Source organism: uncultured Dokdonia sp. (assembly GCF_947492535.1).
GTDB lineage: Bacteria > Bacteroidota > Bacteroidia > Flavobacteriales > Flavobacteriaceae > Dokdonia.
Map to the genome: position 1 here is coordinate 91769 of NZ_CANLNH010000004.1, position 20624 is coordinate 112392.

A 20624-nucleotide genomic window follows, 5' to 3' on the forward strand; every position below is an offset into this window, starting at 1 on the left:
CCAGCCCTCCCTTTCAAGGAGGGGAGCTCTAAAAAAGAATGCTTAGTCAGAAGTAAATAACTTCTGTTTGAGAACAAAATAACATTTGTAAGCAGCTCCTTCCCCAGAAAGGGAGGGGTGGCAATAGTGAAGCGATAGCGTAACAATTGACGGAAGGGATAGAACAGTAAATTGACAGGAAGAGTGAGATAAGTGAGATTTAAAAAGAATAAAGAACAATTTTGAAAAGTAAAAAATCAAAGCTTCATGATCCAGTGTATACAAAAGATTTTAGGAAATCATTACGTAATAGTCTGACATCAGCAGAGGCGTTTTTGTGGAATCATTTGAAAGAGCGAAAATTGTCTGGTAGAAAATTTAGAAGACAACACGGAGTTGGTCATTATGTTGTTGATTTTTATTGTGCTTCTGAGAAATTGGTTATAGAATTAGATGGAGAACCACATATAAATCCGACTGCAGAAGAAAGAGATGAGAAACGAACACAGTTTCTAGAATCAAAAGGGTTGACAGTGATTCGATTTGAAAATAAAATGGTGTTTGATTTGTTGCAAAGTGTATTAAAAGATATAGAAGATCATTTTATAGAGAATAGAAAGGTTGAAAAATAAGATTATGAAGGGACCCACCCCGTCATTCGCTTAGGCGAACGCCACCCCTCCCTTTCAAGGAGGGGAGCTCTTTAGAATTCAAATGCAAATAGCATTTGACAACTGATCTAAAAAAAACACTTAGAAAGTGGCTCCTTCCCCTGTGAGGGGAAGGTGGCGATTGAGAAGCGATAGCGTAACAATTGACGGAAGGGGTAGCACAAGGAGTAGAGAATAGTGATAGCGTAACTATTATCGGAAGGGGCTAAAATACAATATGAAAAATAGTTTATATAAAAAGTGAAAATCACAAAACAACATATCATCACAAAACTTAAAAAGCATAAAATCAAGCTTTCGATTTTTTTGTTGGTGTTTGTGTATTGGTTGTTTTGCTTGCCTACAACACTATTTAAAGAAACGACATCTACAGTAGTTGAAAGCCATACAGGAGAATTATTGGGAGCCCGTATCGCTGATGATGGGCAATGGCGATTTCCAGCATTAGATAGTGTACCGTATCGTTTTGAGCAATGTGTGCTGCTTTTTGAAGATGAGTACTTCTACAAACATCCTGGATTTAATCCAGTAGCCATGGGAAAAGCATTGTATGGTAATATCATGACTGATAAGCGACGTGGAGGGAGTACGATTACACAGCAAGTGATTCGGCTTTCTAGGAAAAACACAAAACGTACCTATGCAGAAAAATTGATAGAACTTCTAAAGGCAACACGTTTAGAAACACGATATTCTAAAGATGAGATTCTTAATTTATATGCTACGTATGCTCCTTTTGGCGGAAATGTCGTAGGGCTAGAAACAGCATCTTGGCGTTATTACGGACTTCCTGCTCATCAATTAAGTTGGGGGCAAAGTGCAGCATTAGCGGTCTTACCTAATCATCCAGCGATGGTTAGGCCTGGGAAAAATGAGGGTACGCTTTCGCGAAAGCGGAATCAACTTTTAAAGAAGTTATGGGAGAATGAGATTATTGATGAAGCTACGTATCAACTTTCTATTTTAGAAGAACTCCCTGGAAAACCCTATCCATTACCTCAAATAGCATCACATCTTACAGAGCGTATACGAAAAGAATATAAAGGAAAACGTATTAAAAGCACAGTTCATAGTGATGTGCAATTGCAATTGAATCGTTTGGCGAAGGAACATCATTTGCAATTACAGCAAAATGAGATTTATAACCTTGCGATTGTTGTGATGGATGTGCAAACAAAAGAAGTGATTGGGTATGTGGGCAATGCGCCTACTTCAGCGTTGCATCATAAAGATGTTGATATTGTTACACGTCCTAGAAGTACAGGGAGTGTATTAAAACCTTTGTTATATGCAGGAATGTTGGATGCAGGTACCATTTTACCAGAAAGTTTAGTGGTTGATATTCCAACCTATATTAATGGCTATCAACCACAAAATTTTGATAAAGAGTTTCAGGGTATAGTTCCGGCGAGTAGCGCTTTGGCAAGATCTCTTAATGTACCAGCTGTTCGAATGTTGCAGAAATATGGGTTGGATAAATTTTATGGCGATTTACAAGATATGGAAGTGGCACATATTGATAAATCAGCAAATTATTATGGATTGTCACTTATTTTAGGAGGCGCTGAAAGTAGTTTATGGGAAGTGACCAAAACCTATGCTGGATTAGCGCATACCTTAAACACATACACGAATTCTTCTAGTGAGTATAGTCATACTGCTTTTCAGGAGTATTCATATACCTCTAAGAATCCTGAGATAGCGACTCAACTTCTTTCGGATCCGCCTGTTTATGATGCTGGAGCAATTTATAATACTTTAGAAACCTTACGAAATGTAAATAGACCTACTGGGGAAGAAAACTGGCAATTTTATGAAGATGCACAGCCTATTGCATGGAAAACAGGAACGAGTTATGGCTTTAAAGATGCTTGGGCAGTAGGAGTGACTCCTCAATATGCAATTGGTGTTTGGGTAGGAAATGCTGATGGAGAAGGAAGACCTGGTATTACAGGAATGCAAGCAGCGGCTCCTTTGTTTTTTGATGTATTACGTGAACTACCTAATGATGGAAGTTGGTTTGCTACACCTTATGATGCCCTTACAGAAATTAAAGTTTGTTCAGATACTGGTGATGCAGCAAGTATTTATTGTCAAAACACAAAAATGATCTTAGCTCCAGAAGCGGGAATTCATAGTGAAGCCTGCTCATATCACAAACAAATCTATGTAACTACTTCTGGGAATTACCGTGTCAATTCAGCGTGTTATGAATTGGATCAAATGAAATCTGAAATACGATTTGTGGTGTCCCCAGCTGTAGCATACTATTATGCAAATAAACATCCTGACTATAAAGAATTACCGCCACTGCATCCTGATTGTACTATTTTAGGAGAGCAACCCATGTCTTTTATATATCCAAAGAAAAATGAAGATGTTATACTGCCTAAGGACTTTGATGGTAAACGTAATGATCTTATTCTTAAACTGGCACATCGTAATCCAGATACGAAAGTATTTTGGTACCTTAACGATACATTTATAGGAGATACAGAAACATTTCATGAACTTGCTGTTTTGCCTGTAGAAGGAGACTATATGATCACTGTGGTGGATGCAGATGGGAATCAATTAAAACAACAAATAAAAATATCAAAATTTTAAATATGTAAAAATGTCGTTTTATTTACGACAAAATTCATATATTTGTATAAAATTGAAAATGTCATGAGTGATGATATGGTTTATAACACACCTAGAAACCTTGTTCAAAATTTGGTTTCAGGTAGTGATATTGAAGTTTCTGGAGTTTCAGAACCTGCAGTAGTGATGCGTGATGATCCATTGAGTGATCGTTCTACATTACGATTAGTTCATATTTCTAGAGAAGGATTATCGTATCCAAAATTTTTACTTGCCGTAGAAGCATTTGATTTTTCAAAACAAGAGTTGGCGCAGTTACTTCATATTTCTGAACGTACGTTAGAACGTATACATAAAGATAAAAAACGATTATCTACGCCTCACACAGAACGCATTCTTGAAGTTTCTATCTTATTTGAAAAAGGTTGGGACTTTTTTGAGAGCAAAGAAAATTTTAGAAAGTGGCTTAACATTCCTAACTACGCTTTTGAGAATCAAACGCCATTGTCTATGCTTGATACAAAATACGGGATAGCATCTGTAGAAACGCTATTGGATAGAATGGCTCATGGTATTGTAGTGTAGCATGCGTGTATATAGAATTGCAAAAGGGAAGTATGCTCAGGATTTGTCTGGAGAAGGCGCTCGCCTTTATGGAGGGAGATGGAATCGTAGAGGGACTTCAGTGCTGTATACGGCTGGAAATAGTTCACTCGCGATGCTGGAAAAATTGGTGCATATTCCGCCGTATGTATTTCCAAAAGATTTAAAAATTACAGTGCTAGAATTTCCTGATACAATGAGTATTGGACAAATTACATTAGATGATTTACCAATAGATTGGGTACATAGATCAGAGCATCCTACAGTTTTAGATATTGGAGATCAATTTGTAGTACAATCAGAATTTTTATGTCTTAAGGTGCCATCTGCAATTAATCCTATCGATGAGAATGTGTTGCTGAATCCAAGACATCCAGATTTTTCTAAAGTCAAAATCATAGATGAGCTTCCTATTATATTTGATAAGCGTTTGCTTAAAGAGGTGTGATGAGGGTATTGTAAACCATATTGTACCTAGTTATTTGCTACGTCCAATTGATGTTTTTCTGAAAGACATGGTTCTGCATATTCTAAAATTCCGTCTTTTTCATATTCAGTTAGTATCTCTTTAATTCTAAAATAATCTACTTTTTCCAAAACCTCCATAGAAAAGTAGGAGTCATTTAGCCCTTCAGATGTACAATTCAAATCTTTAAATTGGTCTCGAATGATTTCTTTATCAAATCCGTCTTGAGTGATAACAACTAATACAATCGAATTTCCAGAAAATTTAGTTGTTTTTTGATAAGTTAGCATTTGTTCAGATTCGTCAAATTCCGCATAAAATTCGTCATCTGTTGCAATCATTGGTCCATAAAATGGAATACTGTCTAGTTTATAAATACCACTCTTTTTATCTATTACTTCTGCCCACATCGTTTCTACGGTCAATTCATCTAATACATTGCTATGGTATTTGAATAAAATCTTTTCGTATTTGTTTTTTGTCATTCTTTAATTAGGTTTAACATATAACTACCGCAATGGATACCCTTTTCCAGCCCACCAAGGTTTGATTTCAACCATCAGTCTTCCAGCTTTCATCATAGGATCTAGATTTGCTAGACTATCTGCCATTTTAAGAGTAGGAACATTATAGACAGTAATACCACGTAAATCTCCATCATCTCCAAAAGGACCTGAAATATCTGCATATCCTAACTCATACATGCGTCCTAAATGCGCTTGATGTGCTTCTTGTAATTTAGCTGCTTCTTCTTCCGATTGATTACGATTGGGACCGCTTTTTAAAAACGCCATAAAATACTGTTGCATAATCACCGTATCTCCTGTTGCTTGGTCCACATAATCAAAAATCTGAAAACCATCTGCTTTTAATGTCGCTATTTGAGAAGCGACAGAACCCTTTTTCTCAACCATCTCTTCTTCAAGAATTACATCTTCTTTCTCTGGTGTATTTTGAACACAAGAAATACACATAAATAATAGACAACAAATTAGGATAAGCGATTTCATAATGAAGGATGTTATGTTAGTTATTTTTCATTCCAAGTATTAAAAGGGTGCATACTAATATAAGAATTGTAATATTTTTTATCAGCCGTCACTTCTTTTCCAATCCATGCGGGTTTTGTAAACGATTCATTTTCATTAGAGAGTTCTATTTCGGCAAGTAGTAATCCAGCATTATCCCCATAAAATTCGTCTATTTCCCAAGTATGTTGATTTATGGAGACTTCATATCGAGTTTTGTCTATGATTCCGGGAAGGCAAAGTTTGAGTAATGTTTCCGCTTTCGCGAAAGCGATCTCTTCCTCAACCTCAATACGTGTCGTACCTGTTTCGTTTGACTTTCCTTTTATGGTGAGATATCCTTTCTCTCCCTTAATACGAACACGTACGGTACGCTCAGGATCAGTGCTGAGGTATCCTTGTTTGATACGGGTTTGGGTATGTGCTTCTTTTTTGAAAGCGTCTAAAGTCACTAAAAATTTACGTTCGATTTCTAAAGAGTTGCTTTCATTCCTGCGAAGGCGGGAATCTTCCATAGTTTCAACCTTATCTTCCTCTATTCTCCATGGTGGATTTTTTCGATTGTCACCTGCATAAAATAAGATGAGTTGATTCCCATCTGGGTCTTTCAATCTAGCCTCTCTCCATAACCACGGTTGATCAGTAGGAAGAAGATCAAAAGTTGTTGTGTTTCCATGTAGCTGGAGTCCTTCTAATTCTTTTACTTTTTTATCCACATTTTCTACTTCAAAGTAGACGATTACCCCTTCGCCTAAAGCTACTTTTTCTACTTTATGAATAGAAAAAGTACTCTCTCCATTAGGGCATTCAAAACGTGCATATTGTTCTGGCACATGTACGATAAGGTGAAGCCCTATTTTTTTATAAAAAGCTACAGACGTTTCTACAGCTACCGAAGGGATAGTGACTTGATTAAGGTTCATACTGTTGACTTAAGGTTTTGATTTGATCATTACTAATGTTGGCATTTTTATGTGGATGTATTCCTAGATACGCCATGGCTCTTGCAATTTGTAATGCGTGGGTAGATCTGTACTTTTTAAGCGGACCCATCATAAAAAAGTCGGTAATCTTCATTAGAAGTTTTAATCCTTTTTCACCTTTTCGATCTTCATCTGGACGACCATTAATAAAAGCAGGTTTCATAATGTATGTGTGAGGAATTCCAATTTTTAAAAGGTCACGTTCCATTTCTCCTTTGGTACGTACATAGAAAAAAGTACTTTTGTCTGATGTGCCTACAGAAGAAATGACTAAAAAAGTATCTATGCTGTTTTCTATTGCAAGTTGGGCAGCTTCCATTGGGATGCCATAATCAATCTTATGGTATAAGTGTCTATCTGGTGTTTTGGCTTTAGTAGTACCAATACAACAAAAAATCACATCGCCAGTAAAATTGTCTTTTGAAGCTTCAAGATCGAGTACATCACATTGGATTTCTTCGATTTTAGGATCAGAAAACCCCGTAGGTCTTCGTGTAAAGAGTTTGATTTTAGAATAGTTAGCATCTTTCATAAGAAGCCCTGTTAAGAGGCCTCCTGTAAGACCTGTTGCTCCTAATATGATAGCTGTTTTTGGCATTAATTACAAATTTTATAAGGTGGATGTTTTATTAAACATCCATTAGTATCATAATATTCTGTGTATTCGGTTTTTGTTGTTGTATGTGTATTCTCTCTTATGTTATATTTCCAACATCCTATTGGCTGTTTATTAATATTAAGTTTGCCAAAAGCTATAGTATCTCCTTTTTTATTGGTTTCTACGATCATATTTGAGTTTTTCAAAGTAGAAAGATTCTCAAGAAGGTTTTTGTGTATTTCATCGTATGTTTTTTCAATACTTGTAAAATTAGTTTTTTCCTTTAGTTTTGTGATGTTTATATTTAAAGCACAAGCCGATGTATATCCGTTTGTTGCATAAATGATCCAAGAAGATTCATCGTCAATATATTGACCACAAGCTGCAGCACTACTTTCTGTTTGTATGACAAAAATCTCACTTTCGATGACTCCTTTATAAGCTACTTCTACTTTGAGATAATAATTGACTAAGTGAGAAGAAGTGTTGAATTCTTTTTTAATAAGTCGACCTTGAAATATTTCAGTAAATGCATTAAATTTTTTAAATATTGGTTTTCTATTAACAGGATTACAAGTACAGGCAAAACCCATATAACTATATAGTAATAGTAATAATAATAACTTTTTCATATCTGAAAATTGGTATTTACAAGGTATAACAATTTTCAAAAATTATTACCTTGCAAGTAATGGAAACCTCCTTACCCGTACGCAAGATTATTCATGTAGATATGGATGCATTTTATGCTTCTGTAGCGCAGCTAGATGACCCTAGTTTACGAGGGAAGGCGATTGCTGTAGGTGGTGGTGGAGATCGCGGTGTGGTAAGTGCCGCGAGTTATGAAGCACGTAAATTTGGTGTGCGAAGTGCGATGAGTGGTGTCTTGGCTCGTAAATTATGTCCTGAGCTTATTTTTGTGCGTTCTGATTTTGCTAGATATAATGAAGTCTCTAAACAAATACGAGAAATCTTTCATGAATATACGGATCTTGTAGAACCACTATCATTAGACGAAGCCTATCTAGATGTAACCGAAAATAAAGTCGGAATGCCTAGCGCTACGGTAATTGCTACATGGATACGACAAAAAATCAAAGAAAAAACAGGCTTGAATGCTTCGGCGGGTATAAGTATCAATAAATTTATCGCTAAGGTGGCTAGTGATATTAATAAACCCAATGGTCAAAAAACAATTCCTCCAGAAGAGGTGATTCCTTTTTTAGAAGAATTGGATGTTCGGAAATTTTATGGAGTTGGGAAAGTAACAGCTGAAAAGATGTATCAAAAAGGCATTTTTACAGGACTCGATATGAAAAAGAAGTCCAGAGAATATCTGGAACAACATTTTGGTAAAAGTGGTGCCTATTATTATGATATTGTAAGAGGGATTCAATACAGTCAGGTAAAACCGAATCGAATTCGAAAATCACTTGCCGCCGAACGTACCTTTTCTGAAAATATTACATCAGAAATTTTTATGATGGAACGATTAGATCATATTGCAGAAGAAGTTGAAAAGCGCTTATCAAAAAGTAAAGTGGCTGGAAAAACGGTAACACTTAAGATTAAATATTCTGATTTCACACTTCAGACACGTAGTAAAACGCTTGATTATTACATACGGTCTAAGGATATTATTCTAGAAACTGCTAAGGGACTCTTATATCAGGAAAAGATGAAAAATAGTGTTCGCTTGTTGGGAATTTCACTTTCTAATCTAAATACAGAAGATAAGAAAAAAACAAAAACCGAACCTGAAGAAAAGGAAATTGATGTACAATTACGGTTTGAGTTTTAGAAAAATAATCATGCTTTATACGCTTTCAAGGAATTTATGACGTAGAAGTTTATACTGAGTTTGCCGAAGTGCGAAATCGAAGTTTACGAGATTCACGACTGAAAAGGAGAGCGTAGCGGTAAAGCGTATATAACACCTATTGAAAACGTATAAAAAACCCGTATCTTTACCTCGATGTCAAATAAAAGTTGGACATACTTACCTTTATTACTGAAATTTCTCATTAAGAGAAATCCAGAATAGTCTTTGATTGCCTGATTTTAAGTACCTTTAAAAGCAATCTAAATTTTTACTATACCATGCCTTTTTATCATAGACTAGGAGAAATCCCTCCTAAACGTCATACTCAATTCCGTAAACCCAACAGAGAGCTGTACTCAGAACAATTATTTGGAACCATTGGTTTTGATGGAATGAGTACCAATAGTTATCATATGCAACGACCTACACAGGTCAAAGAAATACGCAAACAGTATTCTGTAGCCCCTAAGGTTGCGCTAGAAAACAGTATAAAATCCTATCGTTTTAGAGGGTTTCAAATCGCCCCCGAACAAGATTATTTGGAGAGCCGCAAGCCTGTTTTAACCAACAGTGATTGTACAATCATTTTAGCAGCACCCAAGCAAAGAACACAAAACTATTTCTACAAAAACACCGATGCTGATGAGTTAATTTTTATACACAAAGGCTCTGGAAAATTACGAACACACCTAGGAAATTTGGATTTTAAGTATGGAGACTATTTATTAATTCCGCGAGGTGTGATTTATAAAATAGACTTCGATACAGAAGATAACCGACTGTTTATTGTAGAATCTCGTAGGCCAATTTATACGCCTAAACGCTATCGCAATTGGTTTGGGCAATTGTTAGAGCATTCTCCATTTTGTGAGCGTGATTTGCGTCAGCCATATGAATTAGAAACCAATGATGAAAAAGGAGACTTTTTAATCAAAGTAAAAAAGCAAGACGATATTTTTGAAATGGTCTATGCGTCTCACCCTTTTGATGTAGTTGGGTATGATGGATATAACTATCCATATGCATTTAGCATTCATGATTTTGAACCTATTACGGGGCGTATCCATCAACCACCACCAGTACATCAAACTTTTGAAACCGATGCCTTTGTTGTGTGTAGTTTTGTACCTCGTAAATACGATTATCATCCACAGAGTATTCCAGCACCCTACAATCATAGTAATATAGATAGTGATGAGGTGTTGTATTATGTAGACGGTGATTTTATGAGCCGTTCGGATGTGGAAGCTGGGCATATATCATTGCATCCAGCAGGAATTCCTCATGGTCCACACCCAGGAACAGTAGAGAAAAGTATAGGCAAAGAAGGTACTGAGGAACTAGCAGTTATGGTCGATACGTTTAAGCCTTTAAAAGTATGTGAGGCAGCGATGGGAATTGCTGATGAGGGGTATCACAAATCATGGTTAGATCATTAATTAATTATAAAAAATAAAGTATACGCTTTCGCGAAAGCGTATAAAAACAAACATACATGTCAGAAAATAAATTACCAGCAGATCCATTAGCCTTAATATTAGGAATTATGGGGATTATAGTAGGTGTAGGCGGATGTTGCTTTGCCTCTGGAATTACAGCCATTGTTCCTTTAGTAGTTTCTATTGTAGGAATTGTAACGGCAAATAAGAGTTTAAGAATATACGGTCAAAACCCAGAAGGATATTCAGAAAGTAGTAGAAGTAATGTTTCTATGGGGAAGGTACTTAATATCATCTCTGTAGTATTTAATGGAATTGTGGTTTTGATTCTCTTAGTATTCTTATTGTTCTTTGGAACTCTTTTTTATAATATTTATGATGCTATAGATGAGGGAGGTGGATTTGATATTGATGAAACTACGTATGATTATGAAGAATCAGATAGTTTGAATTATGATTATGAAGATAGTTATAAGATTGAACAAATAGAAGTAGAAGAAGTAGAAGAAGTAGAAAAAGATACGTTGATGATAGATACCACAACGATTAAGGAAATAAAAGAAGTAGAAATTATAGAAAACCAATAGTATGAGTAAGGATATACAACCCGTAAATTACGGACTGGAAAAAATATTTGAAGGCGCACAAGATTTCTTACCCTTATTAGGGACAGACTATGTTGAGTTTTATGTGGGGAATGCTAAGCAAGCTGCTCATTTTTATAAAACAGCTTTTGGATTTCAATCTTATGCCTATAAAGGGCTAGAGACAGGATCTAGAGAAGAAGTGAGTTATGTATTAAAGCAAGACAAAATCAGAATTGTCTTGACTACACCACTCAATAGTAAATCATCCATTAATGACCATATTGTAAAACATGGAGATGGTGTAAAGGTAGTAGCATTGTGGGTAGAAGATGCCCGTAGTGCTTTTGAAGAAACTACAAAACGAGGAGCAAAGGTATATTGCGAGCCCTTTGTAGAAACAGATGAAGATGGAGAAACGGTACGCGCAGGAATCTATACATATGGCGAGACCGTACATATGTTTGTGGAGCGTAAGAATTATAAGGGTACCTTCTTACCAGGCTTTCGAGAATGGAAATCAGATTATAATCCAGAACCTACAGGATTAAAATACATAGACCACATGGTGGGGAATGTAGGATGGAATCAGATGAATACGTGGGTAAAGTTTTATGAGGAAGTGATGGGATTTGTAAACTTCTTGTCTTTTGATGACAAGCAAATCCATACAGAATATTCTGCATTAATGAGTAAGGTGATGAGTAATGGAAATGGACGTATTAAATTTCCAATCAATGAACCTGCAGAAGCTGCTAAGAAATCACAAATTGAAGAATATCTAGATTTTTATGAAGGTGCAGGGGTACAACATCTTGCTTTAGCTACCGATGATATTATTAAAACAGTAGCACAATTGAAAGCGAGAGGTATCGAATTTTTACCGCCACCACCACAAACCTATTATGATGATATCCCACAACGATTGGGAGAGCATATGAAGGTGATGAAAGAAGATATAGAAAAACTACAGGAACTTTCTATCCTTGTAGATGCTGATGAAGATGGGTATTTACTTCAGATTTTCACAAAGCCATTAGAAGATAGACCTACCCTGTTTTTTGAAATTATTCAACGCATGGGTGCTAAAGGTTTTGGAGCTGGAAACTTTAAAGCGCTTTTTGAATCTATTGAGCGTGAGCAAGAACAAAGGGGTACCTTGTAGTTTTACTTTCGTGAAATCGTATATTTTTAAAAAGTAAAAGCGGCTACTTGAAAAAGTAGCCGCTTTTGTTTTAGTGAGATAAAATGCTTCTATTTATAGATGTCTGAAGCGATGACATAATTATTGCTATTTCTAAATGAAATAGTTTTTTAAAGCATCAAGGTGTTTCCCTCAAAACAATCGATATTTTCTTATGTAATTACTATTAATTATGTGCACTATTATCACAAACAGCAAGTCTACATGTGCGTAAGTGCTCTGCTTCCATTTTGTCTATAGTTGCTCTGTTTTTTAGGATGGCTTGTCCTTCTTCACTTGCCCAGTATTCATCATTTTTCTTTTTAGCATACGCATCGTCTGCTTTTGCACCGTTATATAGTATTTTAAGATTTTTTTCATCTTGAGAAGTCATTACATATGTATCCTGTTTTGCTTTCATTTTCTTTAGATACTCTCTTACTAATTTTTCAGGATCTTTTGCCATTAATTCTTTATACTCAGGACTGCTACCTTCACCATTGGGTCTTTCGTTAAGTGCAGCTTCTTTAAGTTGCTTCCAGAATTTTCCTTTCTTTTTCTTCTTTCCTGTTTTTGATGCGCTTCCATCTAAAATCATGATAGATCGTATTTCACTAAAACTGGTTTGATCTTTAGAGATGCCATGAAGGAAGAAGACATAATTATCAAAGGCAACGTATCCTCTATTGTATCCTGTATGGTGAAGGATTGAAGTGTTTGGAAATCCTACATACTTGATGGCGCTTATACTAATGCCATTGTAGTTACTTGACAATGCAGTTTTACCATTGTCTAAAACTTTGTTAATAGTGAATCCAGAAGGAAGCCCTTGGTGTTGATGTTTTTCGATTGTATTTTTATAAGTCGTCACTTCTTGTGCTGCTGGTTCTCCTTTGTCATTTTTATACAAATCACCATATACTTGATATCTAGCATTTGGTCCATGAGCATCTATAGTTTCAAAAAAAGATTGTTGTGCAGTTACTGTTATACTAAACGATAAGAGTATGGTTAAAAAATTAATTGTTTTCATTGTATTATGGTTTTGTTTTCTTGAGGCTAAAGTATTTTCTAATGGACAACAATTAGATGGAGACTTTCTGAGTAACCGTATTTACTTCTAAAGAGTATCTTTTGATGATATAGTATTTGTTTTTTTACGCTTTACCGTTTTACTCTCCCTCTGGTCGTGAACCTGCCTGTCTGCCCGCAGGTTTCGCAAGTTCGATTTCGCGAAAGCGTATAATCAAAAAAGTATCTGAACGTATTTGATTAAATAAAAAAGACTTACCTCATTATAGGTAAGCCTTCTTTTAAAAAAAACGTGTCCCCCAACACGTTTCTAATGTATACGTTGGTTATTCTTCTCCTGTTAAATTGTATATTAGTAATAAAGGAAGATATGGTCCATTATTGCCTTCAATGCTTACAGTAATTTCTGCTTCATAGAGCATATCTATAACACTTTCTGGGTCTGCAAAGGTTACAAAATTGTTGATATATAGCCTTCCATCAAAAGTGTTGTCTATGTATTCCAAGATGAAATCCTCAGGGTCGGCATCACTTCCACCGTCTTGTGGCGTTAGAAAGATAGCTACTTGTTCTATTAGTTCAATACTGTTTCCAGATACCTCCATGGAGAGCGTGAATGTCTCTCCATCATCGTTTTGAGTTAGAGATGCTTGTGTGATTCCTATGATTTCTCCTTCTTCAACATCAAAAACTACATTTGTGGTGCCCAGTACTTCATCTGATTCACTCAGGAGTGTCGCCTCGGTTTCATATTGCGTACTCAATACATCTGTATTGACATCTCCATAGATTCCATCAAAATTATAAAGATCTGGATTGTTTGCATCAGGTTGCAATACTAAGGTCATTTCTAAAGCAGTACCATCTAGATTTCCTTCTGGTATGATAATACGGCTATTTATTGGACCAGAACTATTAGTTGGTGCTCCAGCAGTAGGCTTTGCTTCGACTTGACCTTTAATACGAATAACACCTGTACTATTTTTAGTAATCACTGTTTGAGTAAATTCATATGGCGTTTGTCTATCTTCTATTGTAAAAGTCACATCTTCTACTCCTATAGGCTCATTTGCCGAGTTATATGTAGTTACCTGAGTTGTATAGTCTGTACCGTCGGGATTGTTACTTACATAAGTGTATACAAAATCACCATCTATACGAAAAATTTTGTCTTCGATACCTATTTCTCCATTATCTTGACTTTCTAAAACAATTTCTTCTGTGTCTCCAGAGATAATTCCTGACGGAATCTGCATTGTAGCATAGGCAACGTCTTGCGAAATAGGATTCTTTAGCCTCATACGGATACGAGTCGTTCCATTAGGTCTTATAATGTGTTTAGGATTACGAGTAATTCCTTCAAGTAGTGTAACGGCACTTTGTACGGCCTCTTCTATAATGTTTCCATCAGTATCTATAATGGTCATTTGATGTATTACATTTTGTGCGGCTTCTACAGCACCTACAAACGTTGGATTTTCATGCCCAATAGATCTAAACTTAATAGTATTTTCATTTTCTGAAACAGGAAATAATTCAAGTTCAAAAGGCTCAAAACCTTGTCCTTCTAATGGCATGACAACAGTCGTTAATTTGTCTATATTAGAACCGGTTTCAGCAGTTACTCGTGTTTCTACATACATGGTTTGTCCAAAAACAAATGACGCTGAGTTTCTTATGGTATTTGAATTGGGTGAAAGGGTTACAGGAGTTATAAAATAATCTTCATCAATGGTTTGACCATTTACATCTTTTGTAGTAATAGAAATTTGCAACTCGTCACCAGGTAAGATATCACTACCTCCTGTAAGCTCGGCGAGTTGTGCTATGACAGTTCCTGTAAGCCCTATATTTCCATCTGTTTCATCATAGGCAGTCATCTCCATTTCTAAAGGTTCTCCTTTAATGAGAATTCTACCATACAACTCTACACGGGCAAATACGGTAATGCCTTCTGGTTGATCTGTACGTAAACGTAGTGGAATTGATACACTGCTTGGTGATAGGTAAAGACTTTCAATACGATTTATATCGGTCCCATCATTATCTTGTGCCGTTACCCATGTTTCACTTTGATCTCCAACGGGCTCTCCAAGTTCATTATATAAAGTAGCTGTTTGTTGAAAAGGTTTTCCAACTGGAAACAAATGATTGTCGTTAAGCATGGATTGTGTTTTTTGCATTTTACGGATGCTTTTACGTATGCTAGATACTTCCATTTCAAAAGGCTCTGGAAATGGATTTTCTCCGTCTATAGGTGTGTATTGTACCACCGCATTTGTAACAGAGTTTGTTGGATCGTCTACTACAATGACACTTTTGTAATTACGTCTTGGTCTTTGTTTAAGTCTATTACGATTTCCAATTATGACAGCATTGGTTGTTGTGGTGCTATTTGCTGTAATAAGAGCTTCTTCGTGTTCTATAAGATCGTCTTGCTCACAGCTAAGCATTATTATAAAAGCAAAGCAAAGGATAGAAAGGAATTTAATGGTCTTCATGATTAAAAGAATGGTTTTAGTTTTTCTGACCACGAAAATACTTGGAGAGCCTGTCTAGATATTGAAGAAGTTTCTGAATCACTTAATTTACTTCTAAACAACGTTTTTTAGTACATAATACTACTTTAATGGTTGGATTGTAGTATACGCTTTCGCGAAAGCGTATTTATAAACAGTCCCGTATATATCAAAAAAGTATGATAGTGTATAATATCTTTATTAGAGATTGGTCACTAGCGTAAGGAACTCTTCTTTTTTATCTCTAGAAATGGGGATATTTTCTTCATTATCCATTATAATATAACCACCATCACTTTTGACGTATTCTTTAATACACGATAAATTAATTAGAAATGAGCGATGCGGTTTATAAAAGAGATGATTGTTTTTGAATAGATCTACATAGTGTTTTAAAGGTTTTGTGATCAATATGGTGCCTTCATCTCGTGTATATACTTTTGTATACATACCATCTGCTTGTAACATGATAATAGCGTCAAAAGGCATAAATTTGATGCTATTTGCTACAGGGAGTGCAATTTTTTCAAATGACTTTTTAGTAAAACTTTCTTTGAGGGCCTCTAATTTTAGATGAATTTCTGACTTACCAATTACTTTAATTGCTTTATTTACAGCTTCTTTAACTTGATTGGGGCGTATAGGTTTTAATAAGTAATCTATAGCTGCTAGTTGAAAAGCTTTTATAGCATATTCACTGTATGCAGTGGTAAATATGATTTCAAAGTTTAAGATGTCTTTATCTATAAAATTGAGAATCTCTAACCCGGAATGTTTTGGCATTTCGATATCTAAAAAAACAATATTAGGTTCTTCTTTTTTAATAATATCAATACCGTCCAATAGATTAGAAGCTTCATATATTTCCTTTATTTTAGGGCAGTTTTCTGTAATAAGTATGTGTAGAAGGTTACGAGCTCGTTTCTCATCATCTATAACTATTGCTTTCATGTATTACGATTTTAAAAGAGGTATGTCTAGTGTTACTTTTGTGCCTTGCGCATTACCTAATTGATCATATAGATCTATAATTTCCACACCTATTTTTTTATTCTCTTTATAATTTAAGAGTTGCAATCTGTTTTCATTTGCTTGTGTAGCAAATGATTGATGCATGACTCCTTGTTGTTCTTTCATAATCGCCGAAGCTTTCCTGCCTATCCCATTATCTTGTATGGCGCAGGATATAATTTCCTTTTTAGACTGTGTGAAAGAAATGTGTAGTATACGTTCTCCATCTTTGTGAAGCAATCCGTGTTTTAATGCATTTTCTACATAAGGCTGTATAAGCATGGTAGGGAGTTTTACAATATCTGTTTGTATGTTTTTACCTATATTTATTTTATAGGTTAGTGTGTCTTCAAATCGCAATGTTTCTAAATCAAGATACATTTGTAGACTTTCTATTTCTTCTTGTACTGTAATAAAACCAGCATCGCTATGATCAAGGTATTTACGTATAAGATCTGCAAATTTGCCTAAATAATCACTCGCTAGGTTTTTTTCGTTGAGAATGATATATTCTTGTATAGAATTGAGTGCATTAAAAATAAAATGTGGATTCATTTGTGCTTTTAGTGCTTTGAGTTCGCTATTGCGATATTGTTTTTCTAAAGCAAGACGTTTCTGTGTTTCTTTTAATTTTACGGTAATTAGCTCTGCTTTTTTCTGAGCCTTTATTCTTCCAAAAAAGAATAAAGAAGAAATTAGTACAAGTGCGGCGATAATAGATGAACCTATAAATAGATTTCGATTTTTAGAGCTTTCTAATTGTGCAATGGCAGCTTGATTTTGTGCTGTGATTTTTTCTTGTTTGGTTTTCTCTGTTTCGTACTTAATTTCAATATCTGAAATAGCATTTTGTTTTTCAATTCCTAAAATGCTATCTTTTAATATGTTTAATATTTGAGTAGTTTCTAGTGCTTTTTTATATTCCTTTTTTGCTATGAAATATTCAATCTGTGATTCGTAAAAATAATTTTTGTAAGAAATGTCTTTTGAGTTTTTGATAAGGTAATATGACTTGTCAAGATATTCTTTTGCCTCTGCTAAATTGTTCTGGATGATTGCTATTTGTGCGAGATTATTATAACTCTTGATAATTCCTGTATTACTATTAAGTTCTTTGTAATAATCTAATGCCGTTCTATAAGATTCACTAGCAAAAGAATACTTCTTTTGTCTTTTGTAGATGATTCCTTTATTAGTGTTTAGATTTGCTAAACTTCGTTTTGATGTAATAAGTTTTTCAGCTTTTATCGCGTAAAATAAAGCAGAATCTGTTTTTTTGAGATCAAGATATACGACAACTAAGTTGTTGTATATTTTTGGATTTGCAATGTTAGAAACTTCACTTTTTATGTTAAGACCTTTCAGAAGTATAGATTTTGCTTTTGAAGACTCTTTCATTGTTATATATAACGCCGCCAAGTTAACATGTGCAATTAATAATTGTTTATTGTCACTATTCTTTTGAGCATAGGAAATTATTTCAGAAAAGTTTTGAATGGCCTCTTTGTAATTTCCTTGTGCTTTGTGCACATTTGCGATACTTCCTTTGAGTCCGTAAATATTAAATGAATCTTTTGCAACGATTGCTATATTTTTTGCACGGTTATAATAGTATAACGCAGAGTCTAAGTTGTTTTTTCTTCTGTAGTAAATACCTAGCTCTTTATTAAAAAATGTTTTGTAGGTGTTAGATTTTTTACGCTTACTTTCAGCTATGCCATATTCTGCAAAGTATTTGTTTATTTCTGGGTATTGATCTCTGTAAAATGTTGTGGCATCAAAAAGTGCTTTTAATTTTTCTTCTGAAGTAGGTAGCGGATTTATTATTTCGAGAACACTATCTAGTTTTTTCTGTTGTGAAACCACAGTAGTATGAACAAAGACAATAAAAAAGAAGATTAAATATCGTGTAGGCATTTTGCGTTCATAAGTTTCTCAAATATCTTAAATAAAATAGAATTAGATATAAATGTTTTCTAGAATGCATATTTAGTTTTCTAAAATACTAACTTTATTTATTTAAGGAGAGTTTAATACCTTGAGCTTTGCTCCGCTAGTAAAGCGTGAATGATTTAAAATGAGAAGCCGTTGAATGCCTCATAAGCTTGATTCGAAGATTATTTACTCTAAAAAATTAGACTGTTGAAAAAATGATTCTATAGTGTAAGTGTTATTCTGATTTAGAATTATTTTAATAGGTAATCACAGATAGCTCAATAATAACTTTATAAAGTACTTAACACAATATTTGCACAAAAACTTCGTCCTTTATAGGGCGAAGTTTTTTATTATAGTATTTTTGGAATAACTATTGTAAATACTCCTACTAAATAACCAAATCTTACCACGAATGAGAACATCGGTAAAACATATAAGACAATTGCTCTCAATAGGAGTCCTGACCTTAGTAACTACGTTTGTAAATGCACAAGAGATTGAATCAGCCTATAAAGAAGGAGAGTGGTTTAAGTTTAGAGTACATTATGGATTGATTACAGCTGGATATGCAACACTTACAGTAGAAGATTCAAAGTATAATGATATTCCAGTATATCACGTAAAAGGATATGGAGAAACAAGTGGTGTATCTAGATGGTTTTTTAAGGTGGAAGATTATTACGAAAGCTATATAGATAAGAATACAGACCTACCCTATCAATTTATTCGTAAAATAGATGAAGGTGGGCATACCAAAGATAAAGTCATTGATTTTGATCAGCAAAACCATAAAGCACATATATTTAATAGAAAGCATAATACCCGTGATACTGTAGATACAGCTATTAATGTGCAAGATATGGTTTCGGCATTTTATTACTTACGTAATCATATAGATGCGACAAATCTTAAGGAAGGAGATGAGACTACCTTAACGATGTTTTTTGATAAAGAAAACTACCCTTTTAAACTTCGTTTTTTAGGACGTGAAGTGATGAATACAGAATTTGGTAAAATAAGATGTCTTAAATTTAGACCTTTGGTACAGTCGGGTCGAGTATTTAAAGAAAAAGAAAGTCTTACTGTTTGGGTGAGCGATGATGAAAATAAAGTGCCTATTCGTATTAAAGCCAGCTTGGCTGTAGGATCTCTTAAAGCAGATTTAGAAGCATTTAAAGGACTCAAACATTCTTTTAGAATTGTAGTAGATAATTAACCAAACACTAATGAAGAAAAAAATCGAACCAGATATTGAGCGTATTATAGACGCTCTTGATGATAAATATGAAAAAATAGATCAAGATCTTGACGATCATCTGGAAGGATTATTACAAAGTAAACCCATTACTTATTGGGATTACATACATACAGACGCCTTATTAAATCTCCAATTACCACGTACAAATTTTCCTGATGAGAATGTATTTATCATGTATCATCAACTCACAGAGATTTTATTTAAGATGGTATTATGGGAAATCGAACAGATAGCACATCATAAAAACCTAACAGCAACATTTTTTGCATCGCGTTTAGATCGCATAAGCCGCTATTTTGATATGCTTACCTCGTCTTTTAGCATTATGAAAGACGGTATGGATCTAGATCAATATATGAAATTCAGGAAAACATTAACGCCAGCTAGTGGATTTCAAAGCGCTCAATATAGAAAGATAGAATTTGCGAGTACAGATTTAATTAATTTAATAGATGCGCGCTTTCGCGAAACCATAGATAGAAACACTCCCTATGAACATGCGTTAGAACACTTGTATTGGCAGGCAGCTGGAAAGAATTACCAAACAGGAAAAAAGAGTTATTTACTATATGCTTTTGAAGAAAAATATAAAAATGAGTTTATCGCATTCACAAAAGAATATAATACTATAAATTTGTACGCTAAATTCAAGTCCCTACCAGAAGCAGATCAAAATGATCCAGCCTTGCGAAAAGCAATGCGACATTATGATTATACAGTGAACGTTACTTGGGTGATGTCACACTACCATACAGCAAACCATTATTTAAATAATGGGAAGGAAGTAGTAGAAGCAACAGGAGGGAGTGAATGGACAAAATATATGCACCCTAAATATCAGCGTAGAATATTCTTTCCAGATGTTTGGACAACCGAAGAATTAGCAAACTGGGGGCAAGATGTATAAAGCATAGACACTAAAAC

Annotated in this window: 19 protein-coding genes; 10 read left to right on the plus strand and 9 right to left on the minus strand. The window is 34.7% G+C overall.

Annotated elements, in window-relative coordinates; all coding sequences use genetic code 11:
• Window positions 1–221 precede the first annotated feature (221 nt).
• The 4 genes from Q1A60_RS06775 (at window position 222) to Q1A60_RS06790 (ending at window position 4287) form a co-directional block, all read left to right on the plus strand.
• Window positions 222–611 carry an endonuclease domain-containing protein gene (locus Q1A60_RS06775; RefSeq protein WP_299764215.1) on the plus strand — a complete coding sequence of 130 codons (390 nt, stop codon included), beginning with the start codon at window positions 222–224 and terminating at the stop codon, window positions 609–611.
• Window positions 612–890: 279 nt separating this feature from the next.
• The gene (gene pbpC / locus Q1A60_RS06780) at window positions 891–3257 is read left to right on the plus strand and encodes a penicillin-binding protein 1C (RefSeq protein ID WP_363322574.1); all 2367 of its coding nucleotides are present in this window, start codon (window positions 891–893) and stop codon (window positions 3255–3257) included.
• A gap of 42 nt (window positions 3258–3299) precedes the next feature.
• Window positions 3300–3821, plus strand: a complete 522-nt coding sequence (locus Q1A60_RS06785; RefSeq protein WP_299764213.1) for an antitoxin Xre/MbcA/ParS toxin-binding domain-containing protein — start codon at window positions 3300–3302, stop codon at window positions 3819–3821.
• Between the two features lies 1 nt (window position 3822).
• Complete coding sequence (locus Q1A60_RS06790; RefSeq protein WP_299764211.1) at window positions 3823–4287, plus strand: RES family NAD+ phosphorylase; 465 nt, start codon at window positions 3823–3825, stop codon at window positions 4285–4287.
• 26 nt (window positions 4288–4313) lie between these two features.
• Here the strand turns inward: Q1A60_RS06790 and Q1A60_RS06795 are convergent, their stop codons facing one another.
• The 5 genes from Q1A60_RS06795 to Q1A60_RS06815 are packed head-to-tail and all read right to left on the minus strand — an operon-like array spanning window position 4314 to window position 7546.
• Window positions 4314–4790: a DUF4265 domain-containing protein gene (locus Q1A60_RS06795; protein ID WP_299764209.1), complete on the minus strand. Its 477-nt coding sequence runs from the start codon at window positions 4788–4790 to the stop codon at window positions 4314–4316.
• A gap of 24 nt (window positions 4791–4814) precedes the next feature.
• Entirely contained in the window at window positions 4815–5315 is a 501-nt protein-coding gene (locus tag Q1A60_RS06800; RefSeq protein WP_299764207.1) for a YciI family protein, read from the minus strand.
• Window positions 5316–5335: 20 nt separating this feature from the next.
• A complete protein-coding gene (locus Q1A60_RS21605; RefSeq protein WP_363322575.1) occupies window positions 5336–6256 on the minus strand; it encodes a CYTH domain-containing protein in 921 nt (306 codons plus the stop codon).
• Complete coding sequence (locus tag Q1A60_RS06810) at window positions 6246–6914, minus strand: NAD(P)H-binding protein (protein WP_299764205.1); 669 nt, start codon at window positions 6912–6914, stop codon at window positions 6246–6248. The genes Q1A60_RS21605 and Q1A60_RS06810 overlap by 11 nt, the downstream gene beginning before the upstream one ends.
• Window positions 6914–7546 (minus strand): hypothetical protein, encoded by a 633-nt coding sequence (locus Q1A60_RS06815; protein WP_299764203.1) that lies wholly within the window; start codon window positions 7544–7546, stop codon window positions 6914–6916. The genes Q1A60_RS06810 and Q1A60_RS06815 overlap by 1 nt, the downstream gene beginning before the upstream one ends.
• A gap of 59 nt (window positions 7547–7605) precedes the next feature.
• On the opposite strand from Q1A60_RS06815, the gene dinB reads away from it, so the two are divergent.
• The 4 genes from dinB (at window position 7606) to hppD (ending at window position 11924) form a co-directional block, all read left to right on the plus strand.
• Window positions 7606–8715: a DNA polymerase IV gene (gene dinB / locus Q1A60_RS06820; protein ID WP_299764201.1), complete on the plus strand. Its 1110-nt coding sequence runs from the start codon at window positions 7606–7608 to the stop codon at window positions 8713–8715.
• Between the two features lie 299 nt (window positions 8716–9014).
• The gene (locus Q1A60_RS06825) at window positions 9015–10175 is read left to right on the plus strand and encodes a homogentisate 1,2-dioxygenase (protein WP_299764199.1); all 1161 of its coding nucleotides are present in this window, start codon (window positions 9015–9017) and stop codon (window positions 10173–10175) included.
• 56 nt (window positions 10176–10231) lie between these two features.
• Window positions 10232–10762, plus strand: coding sequence for a CCC motif membrane protein (locus Q1A60_RS06830; RefSeq protein ID WP_299764197.1), 531 nt, complete (start codon window positions 10232–10234; stop codon window positions 10760–10762).
• 1 nt (window position 10763) lies between these two features.
• Window positions 10764–11924 (plus strand): 4-hydroxyphenylpyruvate dioxygenase, encoded by a 1161-nt coding sequence (gene hppD, locus Q1A60_RS06835; RefSeq protein WP_299764195.1) that lies wholly within the window; start codon window positions 10764–10766, stop codon window positions 11922–11924.
• Between the two features lie 205 nt (window positions 11925–12129).
• Here the strand turns inward: hppD and Q1A60_RS06840 are convergent, their stop codons facing one another.
• The 4 genes from Q1A60_RS06840 to Q1A60_RS06855 form a co-directional block, all read right to left on the minus strand.
• Window positions 12130–12975: a hypothetical protein gene (locus Q1A60_RS06840; protein ID WP_299764193.1), complete on the minus strand. Its 846-nt coding sequence runs from the start codon at window positions 12973–12975 to the stop codon at window positions 12130–12132.
• 325 nt (window positions 12976–13300) lie between these two features.
• Window positions 13301–15475, minus strand: a complete 2175-nt coding sequence (locus tag Q1A60_RS06845) for a hypothetical protein (RefSeq protein WP_299764191.1) — start codon at window positions 15473–15475, stop codon at window positions 13301–13303.
• 219 nt (window positions 15476–15694) lie between these two features.
• Window positions 15695–16444 (minus strand): LytTR family DNA-binding domain-containing protein, encoded by a 750-nt coding sequence (locus tag Q1A60_RS06850; protein ID WP_299764189.1) that lies wholly within the window; start codon window positions 16442–16444, stop codon window positions 15695–15697.
• A gap of 3 nt (window positions 16445–16447) precedes the next feature.
• Window positions 16448–18421, minus strand: coding sequence for a histidine kinase (locus tag Q1A60_RS06855; protein ID WP_299764187.1), 1974 nt, complete (start codon window positions 18419–18421; stop codon window positions 16448–16450).
• 433 nt (window positions 18422–18854) lie between these two features.
• On the opposite strand from Q1A60_RS06855, the gene Q1A60_RS06860 reads away from it, so the two are divergent.
• Both Q1A60_RS06860 and Q1A60_RS06865 read left to right on the plus strand, forming a co-directional pair.
• Window positions 18855–19658, plus strand: a complete 804-nt coding sequence (locus Q1A60_RS06860) for a DUF3108 domain-containing protein (protein WP_299764185.1) — start codon at window positions 18855–18857, stop codon at window positions 19656–19658.
• 10 nt (window positions 19659–19668) lie between these two features.
• A complete protein-coding gene (locus tag Q1A60_RS06865; protein WP_299764183.1) occupies window positions 19669–20607 on the plus strand; it encodes a tryptophan 2,3-dioxygenase family protein in 939 nt (312 codons plus the stop codon).
• Window positions 20608–20624: the final 17 nt, after the last annotated feature.